The organism is Flavobacterium sp. KACC 22761, from assembly GCF_034058155.1.
Classification (GTDB): domain Bacteria; phylum Bacteroidota; class Bacteroidia; order Flavobacteriales; family Flavobacteriaceae; genus Flavobacterium.
Window position 1 is genome coordinate 2,927,664 of record NZ_CP139148.1, and the last position, 20,575, is coordinate 2,948,238.

General features: G+C 33.0%; 21 protein-coding genes. 4 read left to right on the plus strand and 17 right to left on the minus strand.

The features are described from left to right. Positions 1 to 37 precede the first annotated feature (37 nt). From SCB73_RS12685 to SCB73_RS12765, 17 genes are all read right to left on the minus strand, one after another. Positions 38 to 1,180, minus strand: a complete 1,143-nt coding sequence (locus SCB73_RS12685; protein WP_320566594.1) for an FAD-dependent oxidoreductase — start codon at positions 1,178 to 1,180, stop codon at positions 38 to 40. A 231-nt stretch (positions 1,181 to 1,411) separates the two neighbouring features. Next, positions 1,412 to 2,296, minus strand: a complete 885-nt coding sequence (locus tag SCB73_RS12690; protein ID WP_320566595.1) for a L,D-transpeptidase — start codon at positions 2,294 to 2,296, stop codon at positions 1,412 to 1,414. Positions 2,297 to 2,423: 127 nt separating this feature from the next. Beyond that, entirely contained in the window at positions 2,424 to 2,666 is a 243-nt protein-coding gene (locus tag SCB73_RS12695) for a hexameric tyrosine-coordinated heme protein (RefSeq protein WP_320566596.1), read from the minus strand. Between the two features lie 467 nt (positions 2,667 to 3,133). Continuing rightward, on the minus strand, positions 3,134 to 3,598 hold the full coding sequence (locus tag SCB73_RS12700; protein ID WP_320566597.1) for a hypothetical protein: 465 nt from the start codon (positions 3,596 to 3,598) through the stop codon (positions 3,134 to 3,136). Between the two features lie 44 nt (positions 3,599 to 3,642). Beyond that, complete coding sequence (locus SCB73_RS12705; RefSeq protein WP_320566598.1) at positions 3,643 to 4,224, minus strand: NUDIX domain-containing protein; 582 nt, start codon at positions 4,222 to 4,224, stop codon at positions 3,643 to 3,645. 55 nt (positions 4,225 to 4,279) lie between these two features. Next, positions 4,280 to 5,551, minus strand: a complete 1,272-nt coding sequence (locus SCB73_RS12710; protein WP_132988549.1) for an adenylosuccinate synthase — start codon at positions 5,549 to 5,551, stop codon at positions 4,280 to 4,282. A 94-nt stretch (positions 5,552 to 5,645) separates the two neighbouring features. Continuing rightward, on the minus strand, positions 5,646 to 6,104 hold the full coding sequence (locus SCB73_RS12715; protein WP_057119866.1) for a Fur family transcriptional regulator: 459 nt from the start codon (positions 6,102 to 6,104) through the stop codon (positions 5,646 to 5,648). A 269-nt stretch (positions 6,105 to 6,373) separates the two neighbouring features. Further along, positions 6,374 to 6,829 (minus strand): hypothetical protein, encoded by a 456-nt coding sequence (locus SCB73_RS12720; RefSeq protein ID WP_320566599.1) that lies wholly within the window; start codon positions 6,827 to 6,829, stop codon positions 6,374 to 6,376. A gap of 70 nt (positions 6,830 to 6,899) precedes the next feature. Continuing rightward, positions 6,900 to 9,119 carry a RelA/SpoT family protein gene (locus SCB73_RS12725; RefSeq protein WP_132988551.1) on the minus strand — a complete coding sequence of 740 codons (2,220 nt, stop codon included), beginning with the start codon at positions 9,117 to 9,119 and terminating at the stop codon, positions 6,900 to 6,902. A 185-nt stretch (positions 9,120 to 9,304) separates the two neighbouring features. Continuing rightward, positions 9,305 to 10,093: a TrmH family RNA methyltransferase gene (locus tag SCB73_RS12730; RefSeq protein ID WP_320566600.1), complete on the minus strand. Its 789-nt coding sequence runs from the start codon at positions 10,091 to 10,093 to the stop codon at positions 9,305 to 9,307. Positions 10,094 to 10,228: 135 nt separating this feature from the next. After that, on the minus strand, positions 10,229 to 11,314 hold the full coding sequence (locus tag SCB73_RS12735) for a phosphoglyceromutase (RefSeq protein WP_320566601.1): 1,086 nt from the start codon (positions 11,312 to 11,314) through the stop codon (positions 10,229 to 10,231). A 109-nt stretch (positions 11,315 to 11,423) separates the two neighbouring features. Beyond that, positions 11,424 to 12,044 (minus strand): hypothetical protein, encoded by a 621-nt coding sequence (locus tag SCB73_RS12740; protein ID WP_320566602.1) that lies wholly within the window; start codon positions 12,042 to 12,044, stop codon positions 11,424 to 11,426. A gap of 39 nt (positions 12,045 to 12,083) precedes the next feature. Beyond that, positions 12,084 to 13,415: a DUF58 domain-containing protein gene (locus SCB73_RS12745; RefSeq protein WP_320566603.1), complete on the minus strand. Its 1,332-nt coding sequence runs from the start codon at positions 13,413 to 13,415 to the stop codon at positions 12,084 to 12,086. Positions 13,416 to 13,610: 195 nt separating this feature from the next. After that, the gene (locus SCB73_RS12750; protein WP_320566604.1) at positions 13,611 to 14,624 is read right to left on the minus strand and encodes an AAA family ATPase; all 1,014 of its coding nucleotides are present in this window, start codon (positions 14,622 to 14,624) and stop codon (positions 13,611 to 13,613) included. A gap of 41 nt (positions 14,625 to 14,665) precedes the next feature. Continuing rightward, positions 14,666 to 15,871 carry a DUF4350 domain-containing protein gene (locus SCB73_RS12755; protein ID WP_320566605.1) on the minus strand — a complete coding sequence of 402 codons (1,206 nt, stop codon included), beginning with the start codon at positions 15,869 to 15,871 and terminating at the stop codon, positions 14,666 to 14,668. Beyond that, a complete protein-coding gene (locus tag SCB73_RS12760) occupies positions 15,864 to 16,637 on the minus strand; it encodes a glycosyltransferase family protein (RefSeq protein ID WP_320566606.1) in 774 nt (257 codons plus the stop codon). The genes SCB73_RS12755 and SCB73_RS12760 overlap by 8 nt, the downstream gene beginning before the upstream one ends. A gap of 22 nt (positions 16,638 to 16,659) precedes the next feature. After that, on the minus strand, positions 16,660 to 17,631 hold the full coding sequence (locus SCB73_RS12765; RefSeq protein WP_320566607.1) for a stage II sporulation protein M: 972 nt from the start codon (positions 17,629 to 17,631) through the stop codon (positions 16,660 to 16,662). A gap of 20 nt (positions 17,632 to 17,651) precedes the next feature. Between SCB73_RS12765 and SCB73_RS12770 the strand changes: the two genes are divergently transcribed. From SCB73_RS12770 to SCB73_RS12785, 4 genes are all read left to right on the plus strand, one after another. Continuing rightward, positions 17,652 to 18,401, plus strand: a complete 750-nt coding sequence (locus tag SCB73_RS12770) for an RDD family protein (RefSeq protein WP_320566608.1) — start codon at positions 17,652 to 17,654, stop codon at positions 18,399 to 18,401. 240 nt (positions 18,402 to 18,641) lie between these two features. Then, a complete protein-coding gene (locus SCB73_RS12775; RefSeq protein ID WP_320566609.1) occupies positions 18,642 to 19,490 on the plus strand; it encodes a hypothetical protein in 849 nt (282 codons plus the stop codon). Positions 19,491 to 19,501: 11 nt separating this feature from the next. Further along, complete coding sequence (locus tag SCB73_RS12780) at positions 19,502 to 19,921, plus strand: PH domain-containing protein (RefSeq protein ID WP_320566610.1); 420 nt, start codon at positions 19,502 to 19,504, stop codon at positions 19,919 to 19,921. 51 nt (positions 19,922 to 19,972) lie between these two features. After that, positions 19,973 to 20,575, plus strand: coding sequence for a trimeric intracellular cation channel family protein (locus SCB73_RS12785; protein ID WP_320566611.1), 603 nt, complete (start codon positions 19,973 to 19,975; stop codon positions 20,573 to 20,575).

Here is a 20,575-nt window from a genome sequence, read left to right on the forward strand (position 1 = left end):
TTCTGATTATTGCAAGCGAAGGTAAGAAATTAAACCTTTACTCAACTCTACTGCTTAAAATATCTTCGGCAGTTATGTCAGAATGCAATAAATCTTCCATTTTTTTAGTCATTCTTTGGGCTTCTAAAGCGTAACCAAACATTTTTTGCTCATAATCAGCGATAGCTTCATCGATTGTTTCAAATTTTCCGTTAGTTAGATTTTCGGTTAAATGAAAAGCATCGTATAATCCCATATTTACGCCTTCGCCAGCAAACGGTGGCATTAAGTGCGCGGCATCTCCAACTAATGTGATATTTGTATGCGATTTCCAAGGTTGTTCCAAAGAAAATAATCGCAAAGGCAATCCTGAAAATTCAGTAGAAACAGCAAAGAATTTTTTGTAATCATCGTTCCAATTTTTAAATTTTTCGTTTAAAAAAGAAATCACGGCTTCGTCATTTTCAAAATTGATTCCGTGGTTTAAAACCCAATCTTCATCTGCTTTAAAAGAAACCCCAAAATGCAAAGAACCATCACCCATAGTATGTGTGTAGAACATTTTTTGTTCGCCCATTGCCATGACATTTCCGTTTCCGTATTTCGGTTTGAATTCTGGATAATCTTGATCTGGATTTGAAATTTCGCCTTGAATAATATACGTTCCAGAAAGTTGAGGTTCTTGATCACTGACAAATTTTCTCGCATTTGAACGTCCACCATTGGCAACAATTACAAAATCGGCAGTCGTTGTTGTGCCATTTTTAAATTCTAAAATATATTGATTTTCAGATTTATCGATATTGACTAATTGGCTGTCCCAAATTACTGTATTCTCTTTAAGATTTTCCAGCATGATTTTTCTTAAATCATTTCGATCAATTTCTGGACGCGAAAAAGCATTTGTTTCATCTGGCATTTCATCAGAAGTTATATTTCCATGCATATCAGCTATTTTTTCGCCAGTTGGACGCGCATATTTGTAGAATTCTTCCATTAATTCTGCTTTCTGAATTGCGTATTGTCCAGAATCAGAATGAATGTCGAGCGTTCCGCCCGATGTGCGTGCAAATTCATTAAGATCTCTTTCATAAACTTTTACATCCGCGCCATTGACCTGTAAAATTCGTGCAGTTGTAAGTCCGACTGGTCCTCCGCCAATAATGGCAATTTTTTTATTTTCTATAAGTGAAGTTTTCATTTGTCTATTTAAGTTGATTTGTATTTAAAATTTCTGGAACGTAATCAAGTTCAAGAATTCGATACAAAGATACAATAATAAATGAATGTTTATTCATTTATATAAAAAAATATAAGAAGTGCTTCCTGAGACAGACGGAAATATGTTAAAAATGATGTGAAGAAAAGACTGCAATCGAAATAAAAAAGGCCGCATAATTTTGCGACCTTTTGATGTGAGAAATATATTTTTTTAAAGTGTTTCTGTTTGTTCTGCTTCTCTAAGTTTTTGATTGTCTAATATTTCTTGTAGAAACGGTTTTGTTTGGTTCTCAATTTCTGATTCTGAAATATTCAAAGCTTTCGGGTCAGTAGCTAGTTGTAGCCAAGGTTTTGTTCCATCAAAATTATAACTTCCAAAAACTATGACTGGAGTTCCTTTTACTTTTACGTTTTCTCTGTCTTTCAAAATCCATTCATCGGCAAATTTGTAAAGGTATTTGGCATCTTTTTCCTGAAGTCTTAAACAAGAATGCGACGCCGGATAACCCGGTAATTCATATTGGTGAAAACCAACGCCAAGTTTGTTTTCGATGTTGAAATTCCATTTCAAATCCCATTCGTCATTGAAAGTGCTTGTGGTTTGTTCGGCTTTCCAATTGGTAAAAAATAATCCGGTTGGAGTAGGATCTTTTTTTCTTCCCATGTTTGTTGGACCGGTATGAACCAATTCGCCACTTTCATAAGCAGCAAAAGCTTGAGTAGGATAGGAGAAAATAATGATTTTTGACACCTTTTCTAAAGCCGAAACATGAAGTGGAAAAGGCATATAAAACACCAAATCACCAGTAAAATCTGCCGGAATCACAACGGAATCCAGTTTTTTGAAATTAGCTTTATCCGTTCTGTTTAAAGCATAAACGATGTCCATTTTGTTGCTGTCGGCTTCGTTGGCTTTTAGCCATTCTTTGGTATTTTGAATTTGATAAGAAACAGCTGATTCGGGTTTCTTATATTCGATTTTTTTTGTCGTTTTTTTATTCTCCGTTAGATTTACAGTTTCGCTTTTTTTGCAAGAACCTAATAAAACCAACATCAATATAAGTAGGGCATTTGCTGTATAATATAACTTTTTCATAGGTCTTGTTTTTATGAAAATAAAGTTATAAATCAATCAGGAAAAATGCTTTACATAATTTTTAGAATTGGTTTCGGGATTCTCATTTTAATATCAAAAGAATAAGATTTTTGTTATTTGAAAAACGTTATTTCCTCCAGTAATTATTGGCAGCGGCAATAGTGGCAAATTCAGTTGCTACAGTTTGCCCTACAGCAATAAGCATTGCGGCATCTTCAGCATAAATCGGTCGTAATTTTTCTCTAATTGCAGCATCTGGTTGCGTGATTTTTATGATTAAGCGCGCCATTTTTACGGCTAGCTGACGACCTTCTTCTGGAGTATTGGTAATCAGTGAATCATTCGGAACTAATTGTACTTGATCAGACATAATTATTTTATTTTTTGGTTATTATTCTTCTTATAAAATTAATTAAAATTCTGTTTATTTTGAAATTAAATTAACTGATAATCAGTTGTTTGGTTGAAATAAATAATGTTTCTAAATTAGCTATTTGTAATGTTTTAGTATTTGCTTAAAATTTTATTTCTGGTCAATTATTTTTATAATATAGTCCAATTGAGCATTCTTTTCTGCATAAAATCTTTAAAAGTCTGTTTGGTTTCATAATCTGGAATTATTCCAAAAAATTGAATTTGATTTTTTTGGTACATCCTGATCCAGATTTACAATAGAAAACTGAAATTTAATTTTAGTTTGCTAATTCATATACACTATAAGTAAGGCATTTGCTGAATAATATAACTTTTTCATGGGTTATATTTTTATGAAATAAAGTTATAAATCTATTAGGAAAAGTACTTACATAATTTCTTGAATTTCGGGATTTTCATTCGTTAAAGATTTATTTGATATTGTATCCTTTTTGTCTTAATAATTTTATTTAGTTCCTCAAGTGTAAGTAAAACATAATTTGAAGATTCTGAATGCAAGGAAATGAAACAAAATTTATATTTAGAACCAAGTTGAGTGGCTAATGAGAATTCGCTTTCTGTTGCCCCAAAGAAAAATCCAAAAGGTAAGTTAGTTAATTTTTTCTTGGTTGTTTTTAATTCAATAAGAGTGATATCTTCAAGATTTCTTATTTCTATTATTTTTTCAAGATTTGTATGTCCAGGAATTAAAATTAAATCGAATGCTCTTGAATATTTTTTATCTATTCCTAGCAATTCTAATAATAACTTTCTACTTTCTTTATCAGGTTTTATGAAATTTGAATTTGAAGCCACTAAAAATTCAAGTGCTTCATTTTCTGATTTATTATTGCTTATAGTAATTGTATAAGAGAATTTATTTGCCAATTTTTCTTTTTTCTTTTAAAATTAAAAAAAAAACTTTTGAAATGTTATATAAGCCCTTTTATTTTAGCATGTTGCAACAATATAATAGTTTTAGCATCAGAAATCTCACCCGATTCAATCATGGTATAAGCTTCATCAAAAGTATATTCTAAAACTTCGATATTTTCCTGTTCTGAATCTAGTCCGCCACCTTCGCTAACCTTCATGCTTTCATTGTATTCTCCAACAAAAAGATATAAAATTTCAGTTACAGCGCCCGGAGACATATAAGTTTCAAAAACTTTTTGAACTTTAGAAATGCGATATCCCGTTTCTTCTTCGGTTTCGCGAATAATTGCTTGCTCAGGATTATCTTGGTCTAAAAGTCCTGCGCAAACTTCAATCATCATTCCGGTTTTGTTTCCGTTAAGAAAACTTGGCAAACGAAACTGACGCGTTAAAATAACTGTTTTTTTTGCCGAATTATATAATAAAATTCCAGCGCCATTTCCACGGTCATAAACTTCGCGAGTATGCGTTTGAAGTGCGGCATTTTCTTTTTGATACGTAAAGGTAACTTTGTTTAAAATGTACCAATTGTCTGATAATAACTTTGTTTCTGTAATTTTGATTTCTGGATTTTTCATGTGGCGAATAATTTTGCATAAAAAAACGCTCTGATTATCAGAGCGTTTAAGTGTATTATTTTGTTATTGTTTGTTTTCTGTCTGGTCCAACCGATACAATTTTGATTGGCACTTCGATTTCTTTCTCAATAAACTCAATATATTCTTTTAGCTCAATTGGCAATTGATCGTAAGTTGTCAAACCCGTTAAATCTTGTTTCCAACCTTTAAATTCTTTGTAAACAGGAGTAACATTTTCTGGCTCGATGTTGTATGGGAAATGAGAAATGTTTTGGCCTTTATAGTTGTATTCTGTACAAACTTTCAAAGTTTCAAAACCAGAAAGTACGTCACCTTTCATCATCATCAATTGTGTTACACCGTTAACTTGAACGGCATATTTTAAAGCTACTAAATCTAACCATCCGCAACGTCTTTGTCTTCCTGTTACAGAACCAAATTCGTTACCTACTTTTGCCATTGTAGCACCAACTTCGTCAAAAAGTTCAGTTGGGAAAGGTCCGCTACCTACACGTGTAACATAAGCTTTGAAAATTCCGTAAACTTCTTTGATTTTGTTAGGAGCAATTCCTAAACCAGTACAAGCTCCAGCAGCAGTAGTATTTGATGAAGTTACGAAAGGATAAGTTCCGAAATCAACATCTAATAAAGATCCTTGAGCTCCTTCGCAAAGAATAGATTTACCCGCTTTTTGAGCTTGGTGCATGTATTCTTCACTGTCAATGAAATCTAATTTTTTCAATTCTTCGATAGCTTCAAAGAATTCTTTTTCAAGTTCTGCTAAATTATATTGAATATTAACATCGTAAAAAGCGATCATAGCTTCGTGTTTGTCAGCCAAGGCTCTGTAACGATCTTTGAAATCTTCTAATTCGATATCTCCAACGCGTAAACCATTTCTTCCCGTTTTGTCCATATAAGTTGGTCCAATTCCTTTAAGAGTAGAACCAATTTTTGCTTTTCCTTTTGAAGCTTCAGAAGCTGCATCAAGCAAACGGTGCGTTGGCAAAATTAAGTGCGCTTTTCTAGAAATGATTAATTTGCTTTTGATATCAAGGTTGAATTTTTCCAAACCTTCAATTTCTTTTTGAAAAACTACAGGATCAATTACAACACCATTTCCGATGATATTTACTGAGTTTTTATGAAAAATTCCAGAAGGAATAGTTCTAAGTACGTGTTTAATTCCGTCAAATTCTAATGTATGTCCTGCATTTGGTCCTCCTTGAAAACGTGCAATAATATCATAATTTGAGGTAAGTACGTCAACAATTTTTCCTTTACCTTCATCTCCCCATTGTAAGCCTAGTAATAAATCTACGGTCATTCTGTTTTAATTTGCGTTGGGACAATCTAAGTCGTCCTACTGATTAATGTAGTTAATTTTCTTTTTTTTATTTTTTGAATAATTCCTTTCTGGATTATTGTTTTTCCTTTTTGTTTCCGTAGAAATAAAGTGAGTGATTGGTAATCTCAATATCAAATATTTCTTCGATTGTTTTTTTGATGGTTTGAATCCTTGGATCACAAAATTCAATTACTTCGCCAGAATCAGTCATGATGATGTGATCGTGCTGTTTGTCGAAATACGACTTTTCGTAATAAGCCTGATTTTGTCCAAATTGGTGTTTTCTAACCAAAGCGCAGTCTAACAATAACTCAATCGTGTTGTATAAAGTAGCTCTACTCACACGATAGTTTTTGTTTTTCATTTTAATATAAAGATTTTCAATATCAAAATGTTCTTCGCTATCGTAAATTTCCTGAAGTATAGCATAACGCTCAGGAGTTTTGCGATGCCCTTTTTGCTCAAGATACATTGTAAAAACATTTTTTACAATTTCTTGATTCTTAGTGTTGTCAGTTGAAATAAGTGTCATATCCGGCAAAGATAATTTTTTATTTTTAATCAATAAAAGTTTCGGCTTTAAAGTTTAACGTCCAAAATCACATCAAAGCAGTAAAAATGCAATAATTACAAGGTTTAACAGTCGTATGTTTTGGAGAATCTAAAAAAACTTAATTAACATAAATATTTTTAATTACAATAAAATTAACAAATTCCTATTTGCTTTTTGTCATGTACATATACCAATTCCATTCCCAGTTTTTTCCGTTGTCATCAGACATTGCCTGGCTCCAGATTGGATTATCTTGCTCTTGCATCCCAACGAAAAACCTGAAGTACATTTTTTCCTTCATAAACATCTTTTGAAAAAAAATGCCCAACTTGGTTTTCAAATGAGCCCACAACGGGTTGGTCTAAAACACCTGTATTTGAATCTGACCAATAAATGCTCCACAATTTGGTTTTTGGATTAAATAATCTAACCGTCATTCCTTCAAAAGGTTCTCCATCAAAAGTGGCTAGAAAATTATCAATATTCCCAATTCCGTTAAGAATTTTATACATTTCCTGAGTCGATGGAAATTCAATCCATTCGCTACAGTTTACCAGTCTTTGTTTTAATTTTTTATTTCGAATGAAAGATTTTCCCTGAAAAAAATCAAAATCATCTTTTGAAGAAGATTGCGAAGCGACAATGATAAGTTCTCCGTTTTTATCAAACTTTATTTCAGGAATTTCTAAGATTTCATCTTCCATAAAAAACTTTATTTAAGTAGTTATGATATTGTATTTCTTTTGACTTTAAGACTTTAAACTTTCGACTTAATTATGTTCTATATTCTCTCGTTACTTTGTCAACACCATCAATTTTTTTAATGGCATTAATCATTTTTTTCAAAATAGTATTGTTTTTAACAATTACGGCAACCTGTCCATGAAAAATTCCAGCATCGGTACTCAATGAAATACTTTGAATATTCACGTTCATATTGTTCGAAATTACTCGTGTTAATTGATTCGTAAGCCCTAAAACATCCATTCCGGTAATATTGATAATGGCTTTGAATTCTTCCTGGGATGAATCAATCCATTTGGCGCTCATGATTCGGTACGCATAATTGGACTGCATTCCAATTGCGTTCGGACAATCTTTTTTGTGGACTTTTATTCCTTCGTTAATCGTTACAAAACCAAAAACATCATCGCCTGGAATAGGGTTGCAACATTGCGAAAGCTTATAATCCAGTTTATCATGTTCAGTTCCAAAAACCAGCATATCGTAATTGCTGCTGATGACTGGTTTGTGAATATCTTCGTCTGCGGTATCTTTATTTCTTTTGATTTTATTTTTAAAGAAATTGATGAACGAATTACTTTTTTGTGCTGCGTAATCTTTTAATTGCTGATTTTCGATTGCACCAATTCCAACTCTGTAAAATAAATCTAAACTTGTTTTTAGCTTAAAGAAGTTAACAAGCTCGTTTGTAACTTGCTCGTTAAGCGTAATTTTTAAGTGTTTTAATTTTCTGGTAAGAAGTTCTTTTCCTTCTTCGCCGATTTTTTTAGTATTCTCGTTGAGAACGTTTTTGATTTTATTTTTGGCGCGTGAAGTCGTTACATATTCCAACCAGTTCACCGTTGGTTTCTGGCTTGCCGATGTAATTACTTCAACTTGATCACCACTTTTTAATTCGTGATTTAGCGGGACTAATCGTCCGTTTACACGCGTTCCTCTGGTTTTGATTCCAATTTCAGAATGAATGCTGAAAGCGAAATCAAGTGAAGTGGCACCTTTTGGAAGCGATTTTATTTCTCCTTTCGGCGTAAAGACGAAGATTTCTTTCGAATACAAATTCATTTTGAAATCTTCCACAAAATCAACCGCATTGGTTTCAGGATTTTCCAAAGCTTCGCGAAGCAAATTCAACCAAGTATCTAATCCGCTTTCTTCGGTTGCTCCGTTTTTGTATTTATAATGTGCTGCATAACCTTTTTCGGCAATTTCATCCATACGCTCGCTTCGAACCTGAACTTCGACCCAGCGTCCTTTTGGGCCCATTACTGTGATGTGAAGTGCTTCATAACCAGTTGATTTTGGAGATGAAATCCAGTCACGCAAACGGCTCGGACTCGGTCTATAATGATCAGTTACAATGGAGTAGATTTTCCAAGCAATGAATTTTTCATCGTGAGAATCAGACTTGTAAACAATTCTGAGTGCGAATTTGTCGTACACTTCGTCAAAACTCACATTTTGAGCACGCATTTTTCGGCGAATCGAATAAATAGATTTCGGACGTCCTTTTATGATGTAATCGATATTTTCAGCATCAAGAGATTTTTTCAAAACATCCGAAATATCTTTGATGTAAGCATCTTGCTCTTCTTTTGTTTCTCTGATTTTGCTTACAATGTCATTGTAAATAGCTGGTTCAGTATATTTTAATCCTAAATCTTCTAGTTTGGTTTTAATGTTGTAAAGTCCCAAACGATGGGCTAGAGGAGCATAAATATAAAGTGTTTCTGATGCGATTTTGGTTTGTTTGTACTCCGCCATCGAATCCATGGTTTGCATATTATGAAGACGATCAGCCAATTTGATCAAGATTACACGTACATCATCATTCAATGTGAGGATCATTTTTCTAAAATTCTCGGCTTGCATTGAAGCATTCAAGTCTTTTTGAACCAATGAAATCTTAGTCAAACCTTCAACCAGCTGTGCGACTTTTGGGTTAAATAATCGCTCAATTTCTTCAACTGTCATTGGTGTATCTTCGACAACATCGTGCAGTAAGGCCGCGGCAATAGAGGTCGCTCCCAGACCAATTTCTGAGGCAACAATTTTTGCAACTGCAATAGGATGAAAGATATACGCTTCGCCAGATTTGCGTCTTTGTTCTTTGTGAGCATCGACAGCAACATCAAATGCTTTCCGAATTAGTTTTTTATCGGCTGGGGTTAAAGTTTGGTAACTTATTCGAAGTAATTCCTTGTATTCCTGCGCAATTGCTTTGTTTTCTTTCTCAATATCTATTTCTATCATAACGGCATATTCAAGTACTAAAAATACGCATTAGTTTGAATATACGCAAGGCTTTTCAATTGTAGATTTTAGATCTCAGATTTTAGATTTTTTCATGAAAGAATTTGGCTTCGACTTCGCTCAGCCTGACATTGAAAAAGATCTGATCCAAAAAAGAGCGAAGCGATTTTTTGAAAATCTAAAATCTAAAACCCTCTCTGTCTTTTCGCTTCAAAAATTAAAATTGCTGCAGCGACAGAAACATTCATGCTGTCTATTTCGCCTTGCATCGGGATGATGATATTTTGGGTGGCAGCATCACGCCATTCTTGCGTTAAGCCAGTTGCTTCGGTTCCAACAACCAAAGCAGTTGGGATAGTAAAGTTTTGAGTATGATACGAAGTTGAGTTTTGCAACGTCGCACTGTAGAAATTGATTTTTCTTTCTTTCAAAAAAGAAATGATTTCTGTGGTGGTTCCAGTTGCAATTTGATTGGTAAAAAGACACCCAACACTAGAACGGACAATATTCGGGTTGTATAAGTCGCTTTTAGGATTGGCAATTAAAACGGCGTCCAATTTAGCAGCATCTGCTGTTCGCAAAACAGCTCCAATATTTCCTGGTTTTTCTAAAGATTCTACAACTAAAATCAATGGATTTTCAGATAGTTCTAAATCGGATAATTTAAGGGATTTAGTTTTGGCTACAGCCAAAATACCTTCCGTTGTATCACGATAAGCCAGTTTTTGATAAACTTCTTTGTTGATTTCTATGATTTGAAACGGAGAAGAAATTAGCTTGTTGATTTCTGATTCAGAAACCAATTCAGGTAAAAATAAAACGGTTTCAATTTCATAACCGCCTTTTATGGCTAGCGAAATTTCACGTAAACCTTCAATTAAAAATGTTCCGGTTTGTTTTCTAGCCTTCGATTTTTCTTGAAGTAAAACCAAAGATTTGATAAACGGATTTTGAACTGAAGTGATTTGTTTCATTTTTTAAAGGCTCAAGGTTGCAAAGAAGCAAAGGTACAGAGTTTTTTCAAAAAAGTTGTTTAATGTTTGCCACGAATTACACTAATTTCCACAAATTTAAATTAATGTAATTCGTGTAATTCGTGGCGGAAAAAACTATTTCTCAAAAACTTCTTTTATCTCTTCATTAACTGGATGATCTGTTGTGAAGTTGTAACCTAGAATTTTTGCTAATGTTTGTGCAAATTGTTTTTGAAATAACTGTGATTCCGTTTTGATTTCACCTTTTGGAGAAATTTCTGGCCCCATTGCAGCAAACCAAATTTGCGATGCGCCTTCAACATCAGAACCGTGATCTGTCCATTGTTTTTTTACTTTGTCGCCACGGCCGTGATCAACGGTTATAAATAAAGTGGTTTTGTTTTTGTACTGCGGATCATTTTGCACAAAATTCCATATTTCTTGAATCCATTTGTCTACTTGGTTTGCGGCGTCCAAGTACGAACGATATTGGCCATGATGCGCCCATTCATCGGTTTCTCCGTAAGCAATATAAAGTACTTTTGGCTTTTTTGTTTTAAGCTCATCCATTGCTTGATAATGTGTAAAAACATCAAGACATTCATCTTCATGAAATGGCTTATAGGAGTTGTCACGCATTTCATTTAATAATTTTTGAGATGCAGTCGGTTTGTTTCCGCCAACTTTGTCAAATGCAGAAATTACTGGAAATCCGCTTCTTTCTTCGTTTAAAATTCGGTCAAAAGCGTCCCATGCGCCAAATGCTGCAACTTTTCCTTTAAGTTTTGGTTGCTTGTTCAAAAACTCTAAAACATTTACATTCGGATTTGCCTTATAACCGTTTGAATTTACAGCTACATCAACATTTCCGGTCATAATTTCGCTATATCCAGGATAACTAAACCAATACGGATTGGCAACATCAACTTTATTTCCAAGCTCTCGATTGCCATAAATTTGCCCTTTCGAAGCAATTTCCGACCAGAAAAATGGCATTAGATTTTTTCGTGAAACTTTAAAATCAGAATTAGCATATTTTTTATAAATGTAAGCGCTGTCGCCTTGATTGAATTTTTTGTCATTTGCAATTGCCTGATCTACACCTTTAAAAACTTCCTGCCATCTAAAGCCGTCTGTTGTGATGATGATAATGTTTTCTGTTTTTTGGGCTGAAGCTGAAAATCCTGCTAAAAAGAGTAGAATTAAAGATACTTTTTTCATTTTTTTTGAGTTACAAAGGTTCAATGTTTTTTCAATATTCTGGAATCTAATTTACGAACTATATATCTTAGGATTACTCTTTTTTCATTTTCTAAACATAAAGATTTCGTTAATCTTCAATAGTTAAGAAAATCAGGAAAAATTCATCTAATTCATATTGTTTGTACCATTTTTCAATGTCTATGTATCCTTTGGTAACTTCACAATATCCAAGTGCGCCTTTTTCTTCATTATCATTTGGAGGAGTAATTAAAGCAATTTGAAATTCTTTTCCAATTTGAATTTCGATTGGTTTTTGATCAGAAATCTCACGAAGAGAAAATGTATTGTCTTTGTACTTTTTATTTACATCAAAAATATTTTTGTTATAAGAATTTGAAAACGCAAATGTGATTTTTTCATTGCTTAGAAGTTGTTGAGCAACAATTGAAAATTTAAAATCTTTGCCAATTTTTGGATTTTCATTTTTTTTGGTATCTCTAGCAACTTTTTCAATTTCAAGTTTTCCTTTTTTGTATTTTCGGATTACAATCTTATAATTCTTTCCGATTAATTTTTCAGAATTTGTAAAAGTTAAATCAATTTTTTCTATTCCCTGAAAAGCTTCTAAAATAAATTCTCGCGATCCCATAGGAGGCATGTCTAATTTAGAAATCATTTCAATTTTGCTCTCTTGACCATAAGAATATGACATCAAAAATGTAAAAATAAGAAGGAATGCTTTTTTCATAATATCATTTTATTTTTTACAAATAACGTTTTACAGCTTCTACAAAATCCCTCTCGCTTTAATTTCCAAATACTTATTAATAGCATCGAGAGTTAAGTTTTCTGGCTGCGTTAAAACCGAATGGATTCCGTATTTCTTTAATTCATTGACAATTAATCGTTTTTCAAACATGAATTTTTCAGCGATTATTTTGTCGTAAACTTCTTGAATCGTATCGGTTTTTTTGTTGATGATCGAATTTAGTTCGGTATTTTGGAAAAAGACAACAACTAAAAGATGGTTTTTTGCAATTCCTTTCAAATAAGGCAATTGGCGGTTTAAACCATCCATTGTTTCGAAATTGGTATATAAAATAATCAAACTTCTTTGATTGATGTTTTTCTTGATATCTACATACAATCGACTATAATCGCTTTCGAAAAAATCGGTTTTGATGTTGTACAAAGATTCAAGGATTTTTTGCATTTGCGAACCTCTTTTTTCTGCAAAAACTCTATTTTCTACTTTTTTAGAGAAAGAAAAAAGTCCAGCTTTGTCTTGTTTTTTCAGAATCACATTAGATAAAACCAAAGTCGAATTGATGGCATAATCGAGTAAACTTAAACCATCAAAAGGCATTTGCATTACGCGTCCTTTGTCAATCGCCATATAAACCGATTGCGATTTTTCGTCCTGAAATTGATTGACCATCAAAGCATTTTTCTTTGCAGTTGCTTTCCAGTTCAGCGTTCGCAAATCATCGCCTTGAACATATTCTTTAATTTGCTCAAATTCCATTGTGTGGCCAATTCGGCGGATTTTCTTGATTCCGTATTGATATAAATTGTTTGAAAAAGCCAACAAATCGTATTTTCTTAATTGGATGTAAGAAGGATACGTTGGAACCATTTGATCGTTATTAAACGTAAATCTTCTCGAAATTAATCGCAAAGGTGAAGAAACATAAATGTTTAAATATCCAAAAAAATATTCGCTACGTTCTGTCGGGCGCAAGTCATAACTGATTTCTTTTTGTTGGGAAGCTTTTACAGTTTTGATAATTTTAAAATCACGAACTTGAAATTGAAACGGAATCTCATCAATTATTTTTACCGAAACTGGAAACGTATAATGATTTTTCAGAATCAAATTTATCGGATTTAAATCTCCATTTGATAATTTTTCAGGAGTAATTCGATCTGCCTCAAATCCTGTTCTGGTCAAATATAAAAGTAAAATATCAAGAGCCAAAAATGTGATCAAAACCAAAACTCCAAACCAAACCGCATTATAAATATTCGGAAAAATAAAAGCACAAACAAACAGTCCTATTATGCCCGTTAGCACATAGAAAAAGAAGTTGTTGAGATATAGACTTTTTATAAACTTCATTTGTTTTGGTTCAAGTTTTTTAAAATTTCAGGTTTCAAGTTTGTCAGATTGAGCGGAGTTGAAGACCATCTTTGTGTCCTTCGACTTCGCTCAGAGTGACATGCATTTTGAGCAAATTTTTCGAATTTTAAGTTATACGTTGTCAGGCAGAGCGAAGTCGAAGCCATCTCACATTTTACGATTAACAATTCACAATTATCTAGGAATCTCGACGGTTTCAATAATTTGCTTGATAATTTCAGAACTTGTAATTCCTTCCATTTCTCTTTCTGGCGCTACGATTACACGATGTTGTAAAACCGGAATAGCGGCTTCTTTGATATCTTCTGGAGTAACAAAGTCACGTCCGCGGATGGCAGCAAAACCTTTAGCGGCATTCAAAATAGCGATTGAAGCACGAGGAGAAGCACCTAAATATAAAAAGGCATTTTCTCTTGTATTCACTACAATTCGGGCAATGTATTCCAATAGATTTTGTTCTACTCTGATTTGTTTTATCAAGGCTTGATATTCTTTGATTTCTGCAGCAGAAAGCACCGCTTTTATAGCTTCTAATTTGCCATGATTTTCTAATAAATGCTCGCGCTGAATAATCAGGATTTCTTCATTTAATTTTGGATAATCAATTGCGATTTTAAATAAAAAACGATCTAATTGCGCTTCTGGCAAGCGATAAGTTCCTTCTTGCTCAATTGGGTTTTGAGTTGCGATTACTAAAAATGGCGCCTCTAATTGGTATGCCGAACCGTCAATTGTAATTTGGCGCTCTTCCATAACTTCAAAAAGAGCGGCTTGTGTTTTTGCCGGCGCACGGTTGATCTCGTCAATTAAAATTAAATTAGAAAAAATAGGTCCTTTTTTAAATTCAAATTCTGAACTTTTTAAATTGAAAATTGAAGTTCCTAAAATATCTGACGGCATCAAATCTGGTGTAAACTGAATTCTGCTAAAATCAATATTTACCGTTTTTGCTAGCAATTTTGCGGTGATAGTTTTGGCAACTCCAGGAACACCTTCCAACAAAACATGGCCATTTGACAAAATAGCAACCAAAAGCTGGTCGACCATTTTATGTTGCCCAACGATTACAGTTTCTATTTCCTTTTTGATGGCATTTACATGCTCTAAAAGTGGCGTTAAGTTTATTCTGGTTTCAAAATTCACATTTTCGTTTGTGATTTCGTTTTCTGTGATGCTATTTTCGTCCATGTCTTGGTATGTTTTCTTATGGTGAATTTCGGTTAAAAATACTAATGTATAACTTTTTCGATTGCATTATTAATTCGGATCAAATCTTCTTCAAGACTACCGTGATAACTTTTTCGATGTTCATTAATCAAAAAGACAAGCTCTTGAATGTCGGCAATGTTTTTTCCTGTTTTGTGTTGCAGTTTTTTAATAAAATCATCGTCAAGCTTTGTGGTGTCAATCAAATATTCGTTTCGCATTTTTTCAAGGAAAAAAATGATTTTTTTGTCGATAATATTCGTGTGATCACCTTCTTGATAATATAAATTTCCGATTGTTTTAGTAAAATCAACTGTTAAATTTGCCAATGGCTTCACGATCGGAACAATGCGTTGTTTTCGTTTGGCATTGAAAATAATGAAAATTAGTATTCCAAATATTCCAAACAAATAAGCCCATTTTAATGCTGGCTGACTAAAAATATAGCGCAACGGAGAACCTGAAACCGTTTCGTTGTTTTGTCCTTTTGTGTACCAAAAAACATCTCCTTTTGGAATCTGAGACAACAAATTTTCAACATATTGATAGTGATTATTTCGTAGCAGATGAAAATTTGTAAAAGCCGCAGGTTGCGTGTGCAAATAAAAAGAACCGCCGTTGTAATTGACTTTTATAAAATTGATATGCTTTTCATTTTTTGCTGTGCTTTGATAACCCAAAACAGTAGTTTCAGCCGTATCAATTTTAGAAAAATAATCCTCAATAGCTTGTTTAAAGATGTATTTTTTCTTGCTAGCCTTTGGATTTGCCATCCAAATTGTCGTATTATGAACAGGCTTCAAATCATTTTTAACTGTCAGATTTAAACTGTCTAACAAAATTTGTGGAAAAGTTCGCATGCTTAAAAACGCACTATTCCCACGCGACACAAAGTAAAAAAGCTCTTTTACAGATTGCTCGTCAATATCGCCGTTGTTGGCAATATTCATAAAAGTGCCTTTTATTCTGTAATCTTCAACTAAAGTATCTGGATTGTATTTTGAATCTAAATATTCGTAAGGCGTTACGGTTGAAATTCGTTCAACTTTCTGATTTTTTAAAACCTTATTGATTTCTTGATTAAATACAAACAGTCCGTACGGGATTTTGTCGTGTACAGAAAAAGTAGGTCGCCAGTCAATTGGTTTTGGCTCTTTTTTGCCAGTAAGCAAAATCAAGCCAAAAATAAAAACCAGAACTCCTAGGTAAATTTTTATAGATCTATCCATGGTTAAAGGTTTTTATCGCTTTTTTAAATCGGTTTTCGGCTTTCAAGAAAATGGGTTCATTAATTTCAAATTCACCGTACCAAATGTAATTGTACAAATAAGATAAATAAGTGAATTCTTCTTTATGAACCGGACTTTTGATTTCATATAAATAATCCGAATTGGTTTTTTCAATATCCCATTCGATGTAATTATTTTGTGCCATAACTTTTAGCAGCCACAAATAATAATATCGAATCGCAATTCTTTTTTCACCAGAATGAATATTTTCTGCAATCAGTTTTTCAAAATCCAAAAGATGAATATTCTTTTCTATATCAGAATAATAGATGTTCTTTTTTTGTGAATTTTTGCCAAAAATCCATTGTCCTTCTTTATTGATTAAAGCTTTTACAATCAAGAAAATAACAACAATAACTAGTAAACCTGCCAATACTTTAAAAAGAATCGCTACAAAATTTACTGACGATTTATGATCGCTGAAAGTGAAAATTTTACTGAATAAGCGGGCAAGCCATTCTAGAAAATCATCCCAGAGGGTTTTTTCTGGTGGTTTTACTTCATAAACAAAGTCTTCGCCTTTGTAGCGTTCTTTGAATTTTTTTTCAAAAGTTTTAGGTTCAACTGTTGCCGAATCGATTTGGATATCTTTCTCGGTATATTTTATCGAAGCCATTTTTGGCGGTTCTTCAGTAACAAGAGAATCTTGTGCATTTGAAAAACTGCAGCTGAAAACAAAAAGTAAAATGAAGAAAATTTTATTCATTATGGTTTCCGATTAAGTCAATTTAGGCTGGTAATTGTTGTGTTTTTTTGTGGACGATAAAAGGATAAACCAAATAATAAAATGAAATTATTCCTAAGGTAAATAATATAATAAAACCACTTAGCCAATTTGGCATATCAATAGAATATCTTGTAATATAACCTTCTAAAAAACCTGCTGCAATGGTAAAAGGAAATGTACTTAAATAAATTTTGAAACTATTTTTGAAGCCAATTTTAAACGAATTAAGTCTTGAAAACGTCTTTGGAAACAAAATAGAAGCACCTAACATAAATCCGCAGGCAGTTTCGATTACAATTCCGAAGATTTCCATCGCTCCGTGAATCCAAATCCCTCTAACACTTTTCCAGAAAACGCCTTGCTCATAAAAGAAATATTGAAAAGAACCCAACATAATTGAATTCTGCATGCTAATGTAAAAAGTTCCAATTCCGGCAATAATTCCAAAAAAGTAGCATTTTGCACCCACAAAAAGATTGTTTACTGTGATGGAAATAAAACTTCCCCAATTGCTTCCAGAACCGTAAACAGCCATTGGATTTCCTTTTTTAATGTTTTCTAAAGTTTGATTGACATAATCATCGCCAAGAATAAGACGAACAAAATTTGGGTCATATTTTGCAGAAATCACTCCGATAGCAACAGTTACAAAAAATAAGATAAAGGCATAAATCAAATAACGCCTGTATTGATAGACCAATAATGGAACTTCGGTTACAAAAAACTCGAGAACTCTGTTTTTTTCGGTTCTCTTGGTTTTGTAAATCTTTTGATAAATCTGCGATGCAAGGTGATTTAAGTAAATTACAGTTTTACTTTTAGGATAATACGTTTGTGCATACGACAAATCATTCATCATTTGAATGTACAAATTAGCTAATTCGTCAGGATTTTTTTTAGCTTTACCAAAAATAGCTAGCTCAAATTCCAGCCATTTTTCTTTATTTTGTTTTATGAAGGCGATTTCTCTCATTGCACGCTAAAATATAAAATATGTCAGAATTATCTATTAACACAACACAAAATGTCAAAATAAATTTTATATCGGCTTCGGTAGGAGAGCGGTTAGGTGCTTATTTTATTGATTTAGGAGTCAAAATTGCCTACATTTTGGTGGTGTGGTTTGTCTTTTTTAGTTGGTTGAAACTGGGCCTTATAATAGATAATTTAGACAGTTGGTCAGAAAGAGCTATTGTGTTATTGTTTGGTATTCCACTTATATTTTATTCCCTTGCTTTAGAAAGTTTTTTTGAGGGACAATCGATCGGAAAAATATTGGTGAAGATAAAAGTCGTTAAAATTGATGGCTATCAAGCGGGATTTGGCGATTATTTAATTCGCTGGTTTTTTGGAACAGTTGACTTTTTTATTCCGCCATTTTATGGGTTGGTGGCACTGATTACCGCGATTTCAAATAGTAAAACGCAACGTCTTGGAGATATGGCGGCAGGAACAGCCGTAATTACACTAAAAAACAAAATCGATATTAGTCATACAATTTTAGAAGATATTGGAACAGCTTATGTGCCAACTTATCCACTGGTGATTAAATTATCGGATAATGATATGCGAATTATCAAAGAGACTTTCAAAAAAGCGGCTGCCAAAAATGATTTTGAGATTATTGGAAAATTAGTCGCCAAAATTGAAAGCGTTACCGGAATTAAAAATCAATCTGGAAACAACAGCGATTTTATTCGTGTGGTTTTGAAAGATTATAATTTCTATACGCAGAATATGTAGCGTTCTAAGTTTCTGAGTTTCTAAGTTTCTAAGCTTGTTCTTAGATTCGATTGCTTTTTACATTATCTATTATTATAAACTTTGCGACTTGACGTCTTTGCGAGATTTTTTTCTAGTTTTTCAGTTTACAAAGTTCCCATAACTTTGATTTGGATTTAATTTTTTAAATTTAACAAGTTTAATATTTAGAAAAGGAGTGACCGAAAAGCCTAAGAGTAGGAAAACTTAAGTGTAAATACCATGAAAATTAAGAAAGCTGCCACGTTATTACTATTATTTTTTGTTTGTGTTTTTTCTTTCGCTCAAGGCGGAAAAAAATTAGACAAAATCATAAAAAGAGATTACACAATTATTGAGGGTACAATTTCTAAGATATCTGATAAAACTGTCGAATATTCTTTGCCTGGCGAAACTCTTTTAATAGTTCTTGATGTTTCTCAAATTGCTCGAATCGATTTTGCCAGCGGACGCTCCCAAACTTTTGATGTAACACCATCAAATTCGGTTTCTGATAATTCGGGACAAACTATTATTGCTGGCGAAATGAAGCCAAATACAATTGCAGTACTTCCAGTTCCTTTTTTAAACTCAGATACACAGCAAAGTTCGGAGGAAATGGCAAAATTTGGTCAAAACGATATGTATAACAAATTATTGGATAAATCTGGAAATATTGCACCGCTGACAGTGCAGGATTTAAGAACAACCAACAGTTTATTGAGCAAAGCAGGAATAGATTATCGCAATATTGATTCAACCCCAATTGAAGATCTTGAAAAAATATTAGGCGTTGATAATATTGTTGCTGCAAAAGTTTCGTTTACAATTGGAACCGGTACAACTGCAACTACTTACAACAGCGGAAACGCAAAAGTGAGCAACAATAATAAAAAAGTGACTACAAACGATTATTCGACTACAACTGCAAATAATCAGCAATATTACTATTACACCGTTTATTTTGATATGTACAAAAATAGGTCAAAAATATACTCTCAAACGCGCAAACCATTTTTAGCCGTTAAAGACAGCTGGATGGAATCTGTTCAGTATTTATTGAAAAGAAGTCCAATTTACGTTAAAAAATAAGAAAGTAAAAAATGGTAAAATTTAAATCTAAAATTGACCTGTGGTTGGTTGCGTTCTTAATTTTAATTTTCGGATTCCAGTTGGCACACTTCGTACAAGTTCAAAAATGGGTTAGTTTTATTTTTATGCTTTCTGTAAGTGCTTTTATTGTTCACTTGTTTGCAACTACTTTTTATGAAATAGAAAATGATAAACTTAGAATTAAATCGGGTTTTCTGGTGAACTCTTTGATTGAAATTAAAAATATAAAAAAGATTTCTGAAACTTTTAATGTTTTGAGTTCGCCAGCACTTTCGTTGGACCGACTAGAAATTTTTTATGGAAAAAACAATTCGATATTAATTTCTCCAAAAGACAAAAACGGATTTTTTGAAGCCATAAAAAAAATAAACCCGGATGTAGAAATAGTTTTAAAAAATAAGCAGAATTAAGGACAACCTTTGCACCTTTGCAACTCTGAACCTTTGTAACTCAATAAAAAAATGTTCCACATATTAGATCTTATCGGTACAATGGCTTTTGCCATGTCAGGCGTTTTAACGGCAATGCATAAAAAACTGGATCCGTTTGGGGTTTTTATTATTGCATTTGTAACGGCCGTTGGTGGCGGAACACTGCGTGATGTTTTGATTGGGCGCACTCCTGTGGGCTGGATGCGTGATATGCAGTACGTTTATGTGATTATTATTGGTTATTTTTTGGCTATAATTTTCAGAAAAAGCTTTGACAAACTTCGAACTTCTTTGTTTCTTTTTGATACAATTGGTCTTGGTGTTTTTACATTAATTGGTTTAGAAAGAGGACTTATAACAGGACTTCATCCCGTAATTTGTATTGCGTTGGGAACCATGACAGCTTGCTTTGGAGGCGTGATCAGAGATATTTTGTGCAATGAGATCCCAAATGTTTTTAGAGAAGAAATCTATGCAACAATCTGTATTTTAGGCGGAATCGTGTTTTTTGGTTTACGAAAAATGAATCTTAATGACGACATTTTATATTTGGTTACTTCATTGGTAATCATTGTAGTCCGATTGATGGCAGTAAAGTACAAATGGCACTTGAAAGCATTCGATCATAAGTAA

Bases quoted from the DNA above. Each gene is read 5' to 3' on its own strand.
- SCB73_RS12685 (WP_320566594.1), bottom strand. From the start codon at position 1,180: ATGAAAACTTCACTTATAGAAAATAAAAAAATTGCCATTATTGGCGGA.
- SCB73_RS12690 (WP_320566595.1), bottom strand. From the start codon at position 2,296: ATGAAAAAGTTATATTATACAGCAAATGCCCTACTTATATTGATGTTG.
- SCB73_RS12695 (WP_320566596.1), bottom strand. From the start codon at position 2,666: ATGTCTGATCAAGTACAATTAGTTCCGAATGATTCACTGATTACCAAT.
- SCB73_RS12705 (WP_320566598.1), bottom strand. From the start codon at position 4,224: ATGAAAAATCCAGAAATCAAAATTACAGAAACAAAGTTATTATCAGAC.
- SCB73_RS12710 (WP_132988549.1), bottom strand. From the start codon at position 5,551: ATGACCGTAGATTTATTACTAGGCTTACAATGGGGAGATGAAGGTAAA.
- SCB73_RS12715 (WP_057119866.1), bottom strand. From the start codon at position 6,104: ATGACACTTATTTCAACTGACAACACTAAGAATCAAGAAATTGTAAAA.
- SCB73_RS12720 (WP_320566599.1), bottom strand. From the start codon at position 6,829: ATGGAAGATGAAATCTTAGAAATTCCTGAAATAAAGTTTGATAAAAAC.
- SCB73_RS12725 (WP_132988551.1), bottom strand. From the start codon at position 9,119: ATGATAGAAATAGATATTGAGAAAGAAAACAAAGCAATTGCGCAGGAA.
- SCB73_RS12730 (WP_320566600.1), bottom strand. From the start codon at position 10,093: ATGAAACAAATCACTTCAGTTCAAAATCCGTTTATCAAATCTTTGGTT.
- SCB73_RS12735 (WP_320566601.1), bottom strand. From the start codon at position 11,314: ATGAAAAAAGTATCTTTAATTCTACTCTTTTTAGCAGGATTTTCAGCT.
- SCB73_RS12740 (WP_320566602.1), bottom strand. From the start codon at position 12,044: ATGAAAAAAGCATTCCTTCTTATTTTTACATTTTTGATGTCATATTCT.
- SCB73_RS12745 (WP_320566603.1), bottom strand. From the start codon at position 13,415: ATGAAGTTTATAAAAAGTCTATATCTCAACAACTTCTTTTTCTATGTG.
- SCB73_RS12750 (WP_320566604.1), bottom strand. From the start codon at position 14,624: ATGGACGAAAATAGCATCACAGAAAACGAAATCACAAACGAAAATGTG.
- SCB73_RS12755 (WP_320566605.1), bottom strand. From the start codon at position 15,871: ATGGATAGATCTATAAAAATTTACCTAGGAGTTCTGGTTTTTATTTTT.
- SCB73_RS12760 (WP_320566606.1), bottom strand. From the start codon at position 16,637: ATGAATAAAATTTTCTTCATTTTACTTTTTGTTTTCAGCTGCAGTTTT.
- SCB73_RS12765 (WP_320566607.1), bottom strand. From the start codon at position 17,631: ATGAGAGAAATCGCCTTCATAAAACAAAATAAAGAAAAATGGCTGGAA.
- SCB73_RS12770 (WP_320566608.1), top strand. From the start codon at position 17,652: ATGTCAGAATTATCTATTAACACAACACAAAATGTCAAAATAAATTTT.
- SCB73_RS12775 (WP_320566609.1), top strand. From the start codon at position 18,642: ATGAAAATTAAGAAAGCTGCCACGTTATTACTATTATTTTTTGTTTGT.
- SCB73_RS12780 (WP_320566610.1), top strand. From the start codon at position 19,502: ATGGTAAAATTTAAATCTAAAATTGACCTGTGGTTGGTTGCGTTCTTA.
- SCB73_RS12785 (WP_320566611.1), top strand. From the start codon at position 19,973: ATGTTCCACATATTAGATCTTATCGGTACAATGGCTTTTGCCATGTCA.